The 13,062-nt window shown below is 62.8% G+C and carries 7 protein-coding genes; 4 read left to right on the top strand and 3 right to left on the bottom strand.

The window, feature by feature from the left end:
* Positions 1-40: 40 nt before the first annotated feature.
* Genes lpdA through aceE form a run of 3 tightly spaced genes read right to left on the bottom strand, consistent with a single transcriptional unit; the run spans position 41 to position 6,331 of the window.
* Positions 41-1,897, bottom strand: coding sequence for a dihydrolipoyl dehydrogenase (gene lpdA, locus WH303_RS09480; protein ID WP_339518140.1), 1,857 nt, complete (start codon positions 1,895-1,897; stop codon positions 41-43).
* A gap of 15 nt (positions 1,898-1,912) precedes the next feature.
* Positions 1,913-3,604: a dihydrolipoyllysine-residue acetyltransferase gene (gene aceF / locus WH303_RS09485; RefSeq protein WP_339518142.1), complete on the bottom strand. Its 1,692-nt coding sequence runs from the start codon at positions 3,602-3,604 to the stop codon at positions 1,913-1,915.
* Between the two features lie 21 nt (positions 3,605-3,625).
* On the bottom strand, positions 3,626-6,331 hold the full coding sequence (gene aceE, locus WH303_RS09490; RefSeq protein ID WP_339518143.1) for a pyruvate dehydrogenase (acetyl-transferring), homodimeric type: 2,706 nt from the start codon (positions 6,329-6,331) through the stop codon (positions 3,626-3,628).
* A gap of 216 nt (positions 6,332-6,547) precedes the next feature.
* On the opposite strand from aceE, the gene WH303_RS09495 reads away from it, so the two are divergent.
* The 4 genes from WH303_RS09495 to WH303_RS09510 all read left to right on the top strand — a co-directional run bounded on the left by WH303_RS09495 (position 6,548) and on the right by WH303_RS09510 (position 13,004).
* Complete coding sequence (locus WH303_RS09495) at positions 6,548-9,067, top strand: PAS domain S-box protein (protein WP_052330143.1); 2,520 nt, start codon at positions 6,548-6,550, stop codon at positions 9,065-9,067.
* 36 nt (positions 9,068-9,103) lie between these two features.
* Complete coding sequence (locus WH303_RS09500; protein WP_021028067.1) at positions 9,104-9,736, top strand: response regulator transcription factor; 633 nt, start codon at positions 9,104-9,106, stop codon at positions 9,734-9,736.
* A gap of 162 nt (positions 9,737-9,898) precedes the next feature.
* Entirely contained in the window at positions 9,899-10,747 is an 849-nt protein-coding gene (gene folD / locus WH303_RS09505) for a bifunctional methylenetetrahydrofolate dehydrogenase/methenyltetrahydrofolate cyclohydrolase FolD (RefSeq protein WP_021028068.1), read from the top strand.
* A 199-nt stretch (positions 10,748-10,946) separates the two neighbouring features.
* Positions 10,947-13,004 carry a M3 family metallopeptidase gene (locus WH303_RS09510; RefSeq protein WP_339518145.1) on the top strand — a complete coding sequence of 686 codons (2,058 nt, stop codon included), beginning with the start codon at positions 10,947-10,949 and terminating at the stop codon, positions 13,002-13,004.
* Positions 13,005-13,062: the final 58 nt, after the last annotated feature.

A 13,062-nucleotide genomic window follows, 5' to 3' on the forward strand; every position in this document is an offset into this window, starting at 1 on the left:
GTAGGCTGTCTTTTGCAGAGCGGCTCAAGACCGGCTGGTCTTACTTGCGCACAGGCGGCACATCGGTGCAGGTGCCATGGGCCACTTCTGCGGCCATGCCAATGCTCTCGCCCAAGGTGGGGTGCGGGTGGATGGTCTTGCCGATGTCCACGGTGTCTGCACCCATCTCGATGGCCAGGGCGATCTCGCCGATCATGTCGCCGGCGTGCGTGCCAACCATGCCGCCGCCGAGGATCTTGCCGTGGCCATGGGCTTCGGGCGAGTCGTCAAACAGCAGCTTGGTAAAGCCTTCGTCGCGGCCATTGGCAATGGCGCGGCCCGACGCAGCCCAGGGGAACAGGCCCTTCTTGACCTTGATGCCTTGGGCCTTGGCCTGGTCTTCGGTGAGACCCACCCATGCCACTTCGGGATCGGTGTAGGCCACCGATGGGATCACGCGGGCATTGAAAGCGGCAGCGGCCAGCTCCTTGTTGCCTTGCAGCTCACCAGCGATCACTTCAGCGGCCACATGCGCTTCGTGCACGGCCTTGTGTGCCAGCATGGGCTGGCCCACGATGTCGCCGATCGCGAAGATGTTGGGCACATTGGTGCGCATCTGGATGTCGACATTGATAAAGCCACGGTCCGTCACGGACACGCCTGCAGCCTCTGCGCCGATCTTCTTGCCATTGGGCGTGCGGCCCACGGCTTGCAGCACCAGGTCGTAGACCTGGGGTTCGGGCACGGTCACGCCGTCCTTGGCAGGCTCGAACGAGACCTTGATGCCTTCGGGCGTCGCTTCGGCAGCCACGGTCTTGGTGTTGACCATGATGTTGTCAAAGCGCGGCGCGTTCATCTTTTGCCAGACCTTGACCAGATCGCGGTCAGCGCCTTGCATCAGGCCATCCATCATCTCGACCACATCCAGGCGTGCGCCCAGCGTGCTGTAGACGGTGCCCATTTCCAGGCCGATGATGCCGCCGCCCAGGATCAGCATGCGCTTGGGCACCGCCTTCAGATCGAGTGCACCGGTGGAATCGACCACGCGCTCGTCCTTGGGCATGAAGGGAAGATGCACCGCCTGCGAGCCCGCAGCGATGATGGCCTTCTTGAACTGCACCACCTTCTTGGCGCCGGTCTTGTCCTGGCCGTCGCCCGAGGTTTCCTGCACTTCGATGTGGTTGGCGCTGACGAAATTGCCATAGCCGCGCACGATCGTGACCTTGCGCATCTTGGCCATCTGGCCCAGACCGCCGGTCAGCTTGCCGATGACCTTTTCCTTGTGGGCGCGCAGCTGGTCGATATTGACCTCGGGCGCGGCGAACTTGACGCCGGCGACTTCCAGGTGCTTGACCTCGTCCATCACGGCAGCCACATGCAGCAGTGCCTTCGATGGGATGCAACCCACGTTGAGGCAGACGCCGCCCAGGGTCTTGTAGCGCTCGATCAGCACCACCTTGAGGCCCAGATCGGCCGCGCGGAAGGCCGCAGAGTAGCCGCCTGGGCCGCCGCCCAGCACGACCACGTCACAGTCTTCATCGACCTGGCCGCTGTAGTTGCTGGCCACCGGTGCCGGCGCTGCAGCTTGCGCTGCCGCAGCAGGCGCCGCTGCTGCAGGGGCCGGAGCGGGCGACGAGGCTGCAGGTGCAGCAGCAGCTGCGGGGGCAGCGGCTGCGCCTTCTGCGGCTTCCAGCGACAGGATCACCGAGCCTTCAGCGACCTTGTCACCGATCTTGATCTTGAGCTCCTTGACCACGCCAGCATGGCTCGACGGGATCTCCATCGAGGCCTTGTCCGATTCGACGGTGATCAGCGACTGGTCCTTGGCGACGGTGTCGCCAGGCTGCACCAGCAGCTCGATCACGCCCACTTCAGCGAAATCACCAATGTCGGGGACTTTGATATCTACGATTGCCATAGTGTGCGTCTCCGATTACAGGATGATGCGGCGGTAGTCCGCCAGCACCTGGCCCAGGTAGGCATTGAAGCGTGCGGCCGAGGCGCCGTCGATGACGCGGTGGTCGTACGACAGGCTCAGCGGCAGCATCAGACGTGGCACAAACTGCTTGCCGTCCCAGACCGGCTTGATCGCCGATTTGGACAGGCCCAGGATGGCCACTTCAGGGGCATTCACGATAGGCGTGAAGTGCGTGCCACCAATGCCGCCCAGCGACGAGATGGAGATGCAGCCGCCTTGCATGTCGGCTGCGCCCAGCTTGCCGTCGCGTGCCTTCTTGGCCAGCTCGCCCATTTCTGCGCTGATCTGGATGATGCCCTTCTTGTCGGCATCCTTGAGCACCGGCACGACCAGGCCATTGGGCGTGTCCGCCGCAAAGCCGATGTTGAAGTACTGCTTGTAGACCAGGGTGTCGCCATCGAGGCTGGTGTTGAACTCAGGGAACTTCTTGAGTGCAGAGACCAGGGCCTTGATCACGAAGGCCAGCATGGTGACCTTGACGCCGCTCTTCTCGTTTTCCTTGTTCGTGGAGACGCGGAAGGCTTCGAGCTCGGTGATGTCGGCCTCGTCATTGTTGGTGACGTGCGGGATCATCACCCAGTTGCGGTGCAGGTTGGCGCCCGAGATCTTCTTGATGCGCGAGAGGTCCTTGCGCTCGACGGTGCCGAACTTGCTGAAATCAACCTTGGGCCATGGCAGCAGATCCAGACCTGCGCCAGAGCCGCCACCAGCGGGCGCCTTGGCCGCCTGTGCCTTCGTCTGCACGGCACCGGCCATCACCTGCTTGGTGAAGGCTTGCACGTCATCGGCGGTGATACGGCCCTTGTTGCCCGAGCCCTTGACCTCGTCCAGCGGCACGCCCAGCTCACGCGCAAACTTGCGCACCGATGGCGATGCATAAGGCATCGCGCCCGAGGGCGGCACGGTGGGGTTGTGGGCGGGCACGGCTGCAGCCGGTGCAGCGGCAGGTGCTGCAGCAGGGGCCGGTGCGCTGGCAGCGGGGGCCGGCGCAGCAGCTGCGGGGGCTTGCGCAGCAGCTGCGGGGGCTTGCGCTGCGGGTGCGGACGCTGGTGCAGCAGCGGCGCTGCCCTCCAAAATGGCGACCAGATCACCGACATTGATGGTGTCGCCAATCTTGACCTTGAGCTCCTTGACCACGCCAGCGGCAGGCGATGGGATTTCCATCGAGGCCTTGTCGGACTCGACGGTGAACAGCGACTGCTCTTCGGTGACGGTATCGCCCACCTTGACCAGCAGCTCGATCACGGCCACGTCCTTGAAGTCACCGATATCGGGGACCTTCACTTCGACCGGGCCCGAGGCCGCAGGCGCAGCAGCAGCCTGGGGTGCAGGCGTAGGTGCAGCCGCAGCAGCGGTTGCCGCAGCGGCGGGAGCCGGTGCCGGCGCAGCGGGTGCGGCAGCAGCTGCATCGGCCGCTTCGAGCTTGATGATGACCGAGCCTTCGGCCACCTTGTCGCCAATCTTGACGACGATTTCCTTGACCACGCCAGCGTGGCTGGACGGAATCTCCATCGAGGCCTTGTCGGACTCGACGGTGATCAGCGACTGGTCCTTGGCGACGGTGTCACCGGGCTTGACGAGCAACTCGATCACGCCCACTTCTGCGAAGTCGCCAATATCGGGGACTTGAATGTCAATCAATGCCATTGTGGTGTCTCCTGGTGCAATTTAGGCGTACAGCGGGTTGATCTTGTCGGCGTTGATGCCGTACTTGGCAATCGCATCGGCGACCTTTTGCGCGGGCAGCTTGCCGTCTTCGGCCAGCGCCTTCAAGGCGGCAACCACGATGTAGTGGCGGTCGATCTCGAAGTGCTCGCGCAGCTTGCGGCGGAAGTCCGAGCGGCCAAAGCCGTCCGTGCCCAGCACCTTGTAGGTACGGCCAGCGGGGATGAAGGGGCGAATCTGCTCGGCGTAGGACTTCATGTAATCGGTCGAGGCGATCACCGGGCCGGTGCTGCCCGCCAGCTCGGCGGTCACAAACGGCACCTTGGCGGTTTCCAGCGGGTGCAGCAGGTTCCAGCGGTCTGCGTCCTGGCCGTCGCGGGTCAGTTCGTTGAACGATGGGCAGCTCCAGACGTCGGCAGTCACGCCCCAGTCGGCAGCCAGCAGCTCTTGCGCAAAGAAGGATTCGCGCAGGATGGTGCCCGAGCCCAGCAGCTGCACGCGCAAGTCACCGGCGCCACCGGCCTTGCACAGGTACATGCCCTTGAGGATCTTTTCCTCGGTGCCGGGCGTGAGGCCTGGCATCGCATAATTTTCGTTCAGCAGGGTCAGGTAGTAGAAGATGTTTTCCTGGTTCTGCACCATGCGGCGCAGTCCTTCGTGCATGATCACCGCCACTTCGTGCGAGAAGGTCGGATCGTAGCTGATGCAATTGGGGATCGTGCCCGCCAGGATATGGCTGTGGCCGTCTTCGTGCTGCAGACCTTCACCGTTCAAGGTGGTACGGCCCGAGGTGCCGCCCAGCAAGAAGCCGCGCGCCTGCAGGTCGCCTGCGGCCCAGGCCAGGTCGCCAATGCGCTGGAATCCGAACATCGAGTAGTAGATGTAGAACGGAATCATGATGCGGTTGCTATGGCTGTAGCTGGTTGCCGCTGCAATCCAGCTGGACATGCCGCCCGCTTCGTTGATGCCTTCCTGCAGGATCTGACCCTTGGTGTCTTCCTTGTAGTACATCACCTGGTCTTTGTCGACCGGGGTGTACTGCTGGCCATGCGGGTTGTAGATGCCGATCTGGCGGAACAGGCCTTCCATACCAAAGGTACGGGCCTCGTCCACCAGGATCGGGACCACGCGGGGGCCGATTTCCTTGTCGCGCAGCAGCTGGGTCAAGAAACGCACATAGGCCTGCGTGGTCGAGATCTCACGGCCTTCTGGCGTGGCTTCAAGCACGGCCTTGAAGGTGTCCAGCGCAGGCACGGTGAACTGCTCGTCGGCCTTTTCGCGGCGCTTGGGCAGGTAGCCACCCAAGGCCTTGCGGCGCTCGTGCAGGTACTTCATCTCCGGGGTGTCGTCGGCTGGCTTGTAGAAAGGCAGGTCGGCGATCTGGCTGTCGGGGATCGGGATATTGAAACGGTCGCGGAAGGCCTTGATGTCCTCATCGGCCAGCTTCTTGGTCTGGTGGACGTTGTTCTTGCCCTCACCGACCTTGCCCATGCCAAAGCCCTTGACGGTCTTGACCAGCAAGACGGTGGGCTGACCCTGGTGGTTTTGCGCAGCGTGGAAAGCGGCATAGACCTTTTGCGAATCGTGGCCACCGCGCTGCAGGTTCCAGATCTCGTCGTCGCTCATGTGCTCGACCATCTTCAGGGTGCGTGGATCGCGGCCGAAGAAGTTCTTGCGCACATAAGCGCCGTCGTTGGCCTTGAACGCCTGGTAGTCGCCGTCGTTGCATTCCATCATGATCTTGCGCAGCGCGCCGTCATGGTCCTTGGCCAGCAAGGCATCCCAGCCCTTGCCCCAGATCAGCTTGATCACGTTCCAGCCGGAACCGCGGAACTCGCCTTCGAGTTCCTGGATGATCTTGCCGTTGCCGCGCACCGGGCCGTCCAGGCGCTGCAGGTTGCAGTTGATCACGAAGATCAGGTTGTCGAGGTTTTCACGCGCGGCCAGGCCGATCGCGCCCAAGGATTCGACTTCGTCCATTTCGCCGTCGCCGCAGAACACCCAGACCTTGCGGTTTTCGGTGTTGGCAATGCCGCGGGCGTGCAGGTACTTCAAAAAGCGCGCCTGGTAGATCGCCATGATGGGGCCCAGGCCCATGGACACGGTGGGGAACTGCCAGAAATCGGGCATCAGCTTGGGGTGGGGGTAGCTCGACAGACCCTTGCCATCCACTTCCTGGCGGAAGTTGAGCAGTTGCTCTTCGCTGATACGGCCTTCGAGGTAGGCGCGGGCATAGATGCCGGGCGATACGTGGCCTTGGATGTAGAGGCAGTCACCGCCGTGGTTGTCGCTCTCGGCATGCCAGAAATGGTTGAAGCCGGCACCAAACATGCTGGCCAGCGACGCGAAGGAGCCGATGTGGCCACCCAGGTCGCCACCTTCTGGCGGGTGAATGCGGTTGGCCTTGACCACCATGGCCATGGCGTTCCAGCGCATGTAGGCGCGCAGGCGTTGTTCGATCTCGAGGTTGCCGGGGCTGCGCGCTTCCTGCTCGGTCTCGATGGTGTTGACGTAACCGGTCTTGGCGGAGAAAGGCAGATCGACGCTGTTCTGGCGCGCGTGCTCGAGCAATTGCTCGATCAGCGAGTGGGCGTAATCTGCGCCTTCACGGTCGATCACAGCGGACAGCGCGTCCATCCATTCTCGGGTTTCTTGGTCGTCGGTGCGGGTGGGGCCGTTGACGGCTTTTTGTTCGGATGGTTCGGACATGCTCGCGTCTCCTTCAAGTGATCTGCTATGAATGACTGTGCCAGAGTTTCTCACATTTTTTGAAGATTTCAAATAGCGGTCTTCATTTTCATATTATGGGAAATTGCTGCAAACGCACAATGCATGGGCGCTACAGAAGGACACATCGGGGACAAGATCAGCGATTTGTCCAGCATCAGGGTATGGCCGCCCCGCCCTGGTCTACACTCAGCCACCATGAATTCGACCGAGCGCCCCGCCACCCCGCCCCCGAACAGCCGACCCCGTTTGGTGCAGATGTGGCAGACTTGGTGGCGCGGGCTGTCACCTTCGAGACAAGACCGCTATGCGGCCATTGCGCCGTTGGTGGCCGTGGTGATGTTTTTCATCGCCATCGTGGCCGCTTTTTGGTACCTGCGCAGCGAAGAGCTTGAGCGTGAACGCGAGGCCATGCGCCGCGATGTGGAATATGCCCAGCAGCGCATCCGGCTGCGCCTATCGGAGCGCCAGGAGCAGCTGATGCGCCTGGCCCGCGACGTGGGCAACCAGGACGTCGACAAGAACGGCTTCAATGACCGGGCCGACACCTTGATCAGCCAGTACGCCGAGCTGCAGGCGCTGACCTGGATTGATACCGGCCGCCAGGTGCGTGCCACCCAGTTTGGCCCGAGCGTCGCGGCCGAGAACCTGCTCACCCTGGACGAAGTGATCCAGAAAAAGGAGCTGCTCGAGCTCTTTGAGATGGCGCGCGACCTGCAGCAACCGGTCTTCTCGCAGCCTTTGGCCACCAGCGAGACGGCGCCCATGCTGCTGCTGGAGGTGCCCATCAGCCAGAAGGGCCGCTTTGGCGGCGTGCTGCTGGCCGAGTTCTCGATCGACAACCTGCTGCGCTACGGCACACCCACCGAGATCCTGGCCCGCTATGCGGTGACCTTGCAGGACGGCAAGGGCACGACGCTGGCCGGCACACCGCTGACCCCGCGTGTCGCGGCCCAGCGGCTGCTGCCCTGGCGCGCAGCGCCCAATGAATTCGAGATGCCGGTCGCGCCCGTAGGCAACAGTCTGAAGCTGCGTGCCCAGGGCTACCACACCTCGCTCGGCCTGGTCAGCAACGGCCTGTTCTGGCTGGTCTGTGTGCTGAGCTTTATGACCGCCTGGCTGCTGGTGGCGACCTGGCGCCACACCCGCAAGCGCATACGCGCGCAAGAAGCGCTGCAGGGCGAGACCAATTTCCGCCGGGCGATGGAAAACAGTGTGCTCACGGGCATGCGTGCGCTCGATCTGCAAGGCCGTATCTCCTATGTGAACGCCGCCTTTTGCCAGATGACCGGCTGGAGCGAAGAAGAGCTGGTGGGCAAGCTCCCGCCCTACCCTTATTGGCCCGAGGGCGACCAGAGCACCTACCACGACATGCTGATCGACGAGATGAGCGGCAAGGTGTTTCCCGGTGGTTTCCAGATGCGGGTCAAGCGCAAGAACGGCACGATGTTCGAGGCGCGGCTCTATGTCTCGCCGCTGATCGACGGCCACGGCCGCCAGACCGGCTGGATGACCTCGATGACCGACATCACCGAGCCCAACCGCATCCGCGAGCAACTCTCGGCGTCCTATGAGCGCTTCACCATCGTGCTCGAGGCGCTGGACGCCTCGGTGTCGGTCGCGCCGCTGGGCAGTGCCGAGCTGCTGTTTGCCAACAAGCTCTACCGCCAATGGTTTGGCTCGCAAACGGTGGGCCATCTGCAACTGGTGGCCCAGGCCGGTGTGCTGCCCAGCAACAGCAATGCCAGCACCAGCATGGACGACGAAGACGGGCTGATGGGCCTGCCCAGTGACGAGATCACCACTGCCGTCAGCGGCAATGCCGAGATCTATATCGCCGAGCTGGGCAAATGGTTGGAAGTGCGCTCGCGCTACCTCAACTGGGTGGACGGGCGCCTGGCACAGATGGTGATTGCCACTGACATCACGCCACGCCGCCAGGCTGAGGAGCAATCGGCCCGCCAGGCGGAGAAGGCCGCCACCGTGAGCCGCCTGGTGACCATGGGCGAGATGGCGTCCAGCGTGGCGCACGAGCTAAACCAGCCGCTCTCAGCGATCAGCAACTACTGCTCGGGCATGATCACCCGCGTCAAGAACGGGAGCCTGAGCGAAGAAGCGCTGCTCGGGGCCCTGGAGAAAACCGCGCACCAGGCGCAACGCGCCGGCCAGGTGATCCACCGCATCCGCTCCTTTGTCAAACGCAGCGAGCCCAACCGGGCACTGGCCGATGTCAGCGACATCGTCAGCGAAGCGGTGGAGCTGGGCTCGATCGAGCTCAAGCGCCACAATGTGCGGCTTTCGCACCACGTTGCCGCACGCCTGCCCAAGGTCAAGGTCGACAGCATCCTGATCGAGCAGGTGCTCATCAACCTGATGAAGAACGGCGCCGAATCCATTGCCAACGCCGAGCGCCCGGCCCACCAGCGCATGGTGGAACTGCGCGTCGTGCCTCGCAAGATCGACGCCACGGATGTGATAGAGTTTTCCGTTCAAGATACGGGGCGCGGCCTGTCACCTGAAGCACTGGAGCGCCTGTTCCAGGCCTTCTTCTCTACCAAGAGCGAAGGCATGGGAATCGGTCTCAATCTCTGCCGCAGCATTGTCGAATCTCACCATGGCCGGATGCAGGCCGAGAACCTCTACAATGGTCCGGAGGTGACAGGTTGTAATTTCAGCTTTTGGATTCCGGTGGCCAGCCCCGCGGAGTCGGCTGAATAGCCAGCGCTATACCCATACTGATAGAAGGAATTGTGCATGAGCTTGATCCCCAAAAAGGGCACGGTCTACGTAGTCGATGACGATGAGGCGGTGCGTGACTCGCTTCAATGGTTGCTGGAGGGCAAGGATTACCGGGTGCGCTGCTTTGATTCGGCCGAATCCTTCTTGGCACGCTACGATGCCCGCGAGGTCGCCTGCCTGATTGTCGATATCCGCATGGGTGGCATGAGTGGTCTGGAACTGCAGGACCGCCTGATCGAGAACAAGTCGCCGCTGCCCATCGTCTTCATCACCGGCCACGGCGACGTGCCGATGGCCGTGGACACGATGAAAAAAGGCGCCATGGATTTCATCCAGAAGCCTTTTGACGAAGCCCAGCTCGATGCCTTGGTCGAGCGCATGCTCGACCAGGCGCGCGATGCCTTCGCTGGCCACCAGCAAGCGGCCAGCCGCGATGCACTGCTGGCCAAGCTCACCGGACGCGAGTCGCAGGTGCTCGAGCGCATTGTGGCCGGCCGCCTGAACAAGCAGATCGCCGATGACCTGGGCATCAGCATCAAGACCGTCGAGGCGCACCGCGCCAACATCATGGAAAAGCTGGGCGCCAATACCGTCGCTGATCTGCTCAAGATTGCGCTGGGCTCGAATGCAGCGGCCAAGGCAACGTGATAAATTAGCGGCCTTCGCGCCCTAGGGACAACGTTCCAACAACGCTTCTCCAAGCGCAATGCGCCGGTACCGGCTTCGGTACGGCGCATTTTTCAATTCCGCGCGCCATGCTGGGGGCTCGCCCGGCTGCTGGACCACGCGCAACCCTTTTTGGATGACCACATGACTGCTCAATTGATCGATGGCAAGGCCCTCTCCCAGCAACTGCGTGCCGATGTCAAGGCGCGAGCCGACCAGCTCAAGGCCAAGGGCATCGTTCCGGGTCTGGCCGTGATCCTGGTCGGTGACAACCAGGCCAGCCAGGTCTATGTGCGCAACAAGGTCAAGTCCTGCGAAGAATGCGGCTTCCATTCGGTGCTGGAGAAGTACGACGCAAGCATGACCGAGGCCGAGTTGCTGGCCCGGGTCGAGGCGCTCAACAACGACCCGAGCATCCACGGCATCCTGGTGCAGCTGCCGCTGCCCAAGCACATCGACGACCACAAGGTCATCGAAGCCATCTCGCCCACGAAGGACGTGGACGGCTTCCATGTGGCCAGCGCCGGCGCGCTGATGGTGGGCGAAGTGGGCTTCAAGGCCTGCACGCCCTACGGCTGCATGAAGATGCTCGAATCGATCGGCATGAAGGACCTGCGCGGCAAGCACGCGGTGGTGATTGGCCGCTCCAACATCGTGGGCAAGCCCATGGCGATGATGCTGCTGGCGGCCAACGCCACCGTCACCATCACCCACAGCGGCACGGCCGACCTGGCTGCGATGACGCGCCAGGCCGACATCGTTGTGGCAGCGGTGGGCAAGCTCAATGTGCTGACCGCCGACATGGTCAAGCCCGGCGCGGTGGTGATCGATGTGGGCATGAACCGCAATGCCGAAGGCAAGCTCTGCGGCGATGTGGATTTTGACGGCGTCAAGGAAGTCGCAGGCTACATCACCCCCGTGCCCGGCGGTGTGGGCCCGATGACCATCACCATGCTGATGGTCAATACGCTGGAGTCGGCCGAGCGCGCCTGATCTCCGCAAAATCGCCTCAATTCCGAGGCGATTTATCGCTGCGGTAAAACTATGAAAACGATAGCTGTTGGCATCCGCCTTGCCGGTGCCAGCAGCTTTTTTTGTGCTTAAATGACAGGCAATGATCTCCGGATCGTGATTACGTTCCAAGTGCCAACATGGCATTGATTGCAGGGCGCCAGGCCCCATATACAGCACCATGACCAATCCATTGCTCGACTTCAGCGGCCTGCCCCGCTTTGACCAGGTCCAACCTGAACATATCGCCCCCGCCATCGACCAGCTTCTGGCCGACAGTGAAGCGGCCCTCAAGACGGTCACGGCGCCCGGGTTCCCGGCGCAATGGAACGAAATCGCCAAGGTGCTCGATGTCAGCACTGAAAAGCTCGGCCGGGCCTGGGGCATGGTCGGCCACCTCAACTCGGTGGCCGACACGCCTGCGCTGCGCGCCGCCTACAACGCCGAGATGCCCAAGGTCACCGCCTTCTGGACGCAGCTGGGCGCCGACGAGGCGCTGTATGCCAAGTACAAGGCCATCGACCCGGCCAGCCTGAACAGCGAACAAAAGCAGGCCTGGGACAACGCGATGCGCAACTTTGTGCTCGGCGGCGCCGAGCTGCAAGGCCAGGCGCGCGAGACCTATGCGCAGCTGCAAGAAAAAAGCGCCATCGCCTGCCAAAAGTACAGCGAAAACGCGATGGATGCGACCGACCAGTTTGCCTACTACGCAGAGCTCGATGAGCTCGCTGGCGTGCCGCAGGACGTCATCCAGGCCGCCCGCGCTGCGGCCGAGGCCGAAGGCAAGCCCGGCTACAAGCTGACCTTGAAGATCCCCAGCTACCTGCCGGTGATGCAGTTTGCCAAGAGCAGCGCCTTGCGCGAGAAGCTCTACCGCGCCTACACCACGCGGGCCAGCGAGTTTGGCGATACCAAGCTCGACAACACGCCCTTGATGGTCGAGATTTTGAAGATGCGCGAGCAAGAAGCGCATCTGCTGGGCTATCCCAGCTTTGGCGAGTTGTCGGTGGCGCCCAAGATGGCCCAGTCGTCGGCCCAGGTGCTCGAATTTTTGCAGGAGCTCGCCAGCAAGGCCAAGCCCTATGGCCAAAAGGATGTGCAAGACCTGCGCGACTATGCCCGCACCGAGTTGGGCCTGGACAACCCGCAGGCCTGGGACTGGGGCTACATTGGCGAGCACCTCAAAGAGGCGCGCTACGCCTTCAGCGAGCAGGAGCTCAAGCAGTATTTCCCGGCGCCTAAGGTGCTGGCTGGGCTCTTCCGCATTGTCGAGACCTTGTTTGGTGTGCAGATCAAGGGCGACCTCGCTCCGGTCTGGAACCAGGACGTGGCCTTCTACCGCATCGAGCGCGACGGCGTGCTGGTCGGCCAGTTCTACCTCGATCCGCCTGCCCGCAATGGCAAGCGCGGCGGCGCCTGGATGGACGATGTGCGCACCCGCTGGCTGCGCCCGGACAACGGCGAGCTGCAAACCCCGATCGCGCACCTGGTCTGCAATTTTGCCGCCGGCGTCGATGGCAAGCCGCCGCTGCTGACCCATGACGACGTGATCACCCTCTTCCACGAAACCGGCCACGGCCTGCACCATATGCTCACCCAGGTCAACGAGCGCGATGTCTCCGGCATCGGTGGTGTGGAATGGGATGCTGTCGAGCTGCCCAGCCAGTTCATGGAAAACTTCTGCTGGGAGTGGGAAGTGCTGCGCCATATGACGGCCCATGTCGACACCGGCGAGCCGCTGCCCCGCGCGCTCTACGACAAGATGATTGCGGCCAAGAACTTCCAATCGGGCATGCAGACCTTGCGCCAGATCGAGTTCTCGCTGTTTGACATGCGCATCCACACCGAGCTGTCGGGCGATGGCATCAATGCAGACGCCATCTACGGCGTGATGCGCGATGTGCGCCGCCAGGTGGCGGTGCTCGACCAGCCAGACTTCAACCGCATGCCCAACACCTTCACCCACATCTTTGCGGGTGGCTATGCAGCCGGTTACTACAGCTACAAATGGGCGGAGGTGCTGTCGGCCGACGCCTTTGCCAGCTTTGAAGAAGCAGCGCAAAAGCGCGGCAGCAGCGATGTGGTGGACCGCGAGGTGGGCCAGCGCTACCTGCATGCGATTTTGGAAGCCGGTGGCAGCCGCCCAGCGATGGAATCGTTCAAGGCCTTCCGGGGCCGAGAGCCCCAGCTCGATGCGCTGCTGCGCCACCAGGGCATGGCCGAGCCGCTGACGGCCTGAGCGGGTCCGTCTGCCGGCCGCCCCCTGCCGGTCACTCCTGCAGTGCCCGGCAGACCGC

Source organism: Comamonas sp. MYb69 (genome assembly GCF_037479315.1).
Lineage (GTDB): Bacteria > Pseudomonadota > Gammaproteobacteria > Burkholderiales > Burkholderiaceae_C > Comamonas.

What these genes read in the sequence shown, in the direction of transcription:
- lpdA (WP_339518140.1), bottom strand. Translation starts at nt 1,897, where the DNA reads ATGGCAATCGTAGATATCAAAGTCCCCGACATTGGTGATTTCGCTGAA.
- aceF (WP_339518142.1), bottom strand. Translation starts at nt 3,604, where the DNA reads ATGGCATTGATTGACATTCAAGTCCCCGATATTGGCGACTTCGCAGAA.
- aceE (WP_339518143.1), bottom strand. Translation starts at nt 6,331, where the DNA reads ATGTCCGAACCATCCGAACAAAAAGCCGTCAACGGCCCCACCCGCACC.
- WH303_RS09495 (WP_052330143.1), top strand. Translation starts at nt 6,548, where the DNA reads ATGAATTCGACCGAGCGCCCCGCCACCCCGCCCCCGAACAGCCGACCC.
- WH303_RS09500 (WP_021028067.1), top strand. Translation starts at nt 9,104, where the DNA reads ATGAGCTTGATCCCCAAAAAGGGCACGGTCTACGTAGTCGATGACGAT.
- folD (WP_021028068.1), top strand. Translation starts at nt 9,899, where the DNA reads ATGACTGCTCAATTGATCGATGGCAAGGCCCTCTCCCAGCAACTGCGT.
- WH303_RS09510 (WP_339518145.1), top strand. Translation starts at nt 10,947, where the DNA reads ATGACCAATCCATTGCTCGACTTCAGCGGCCTGCCCCGCTTTGACCAG.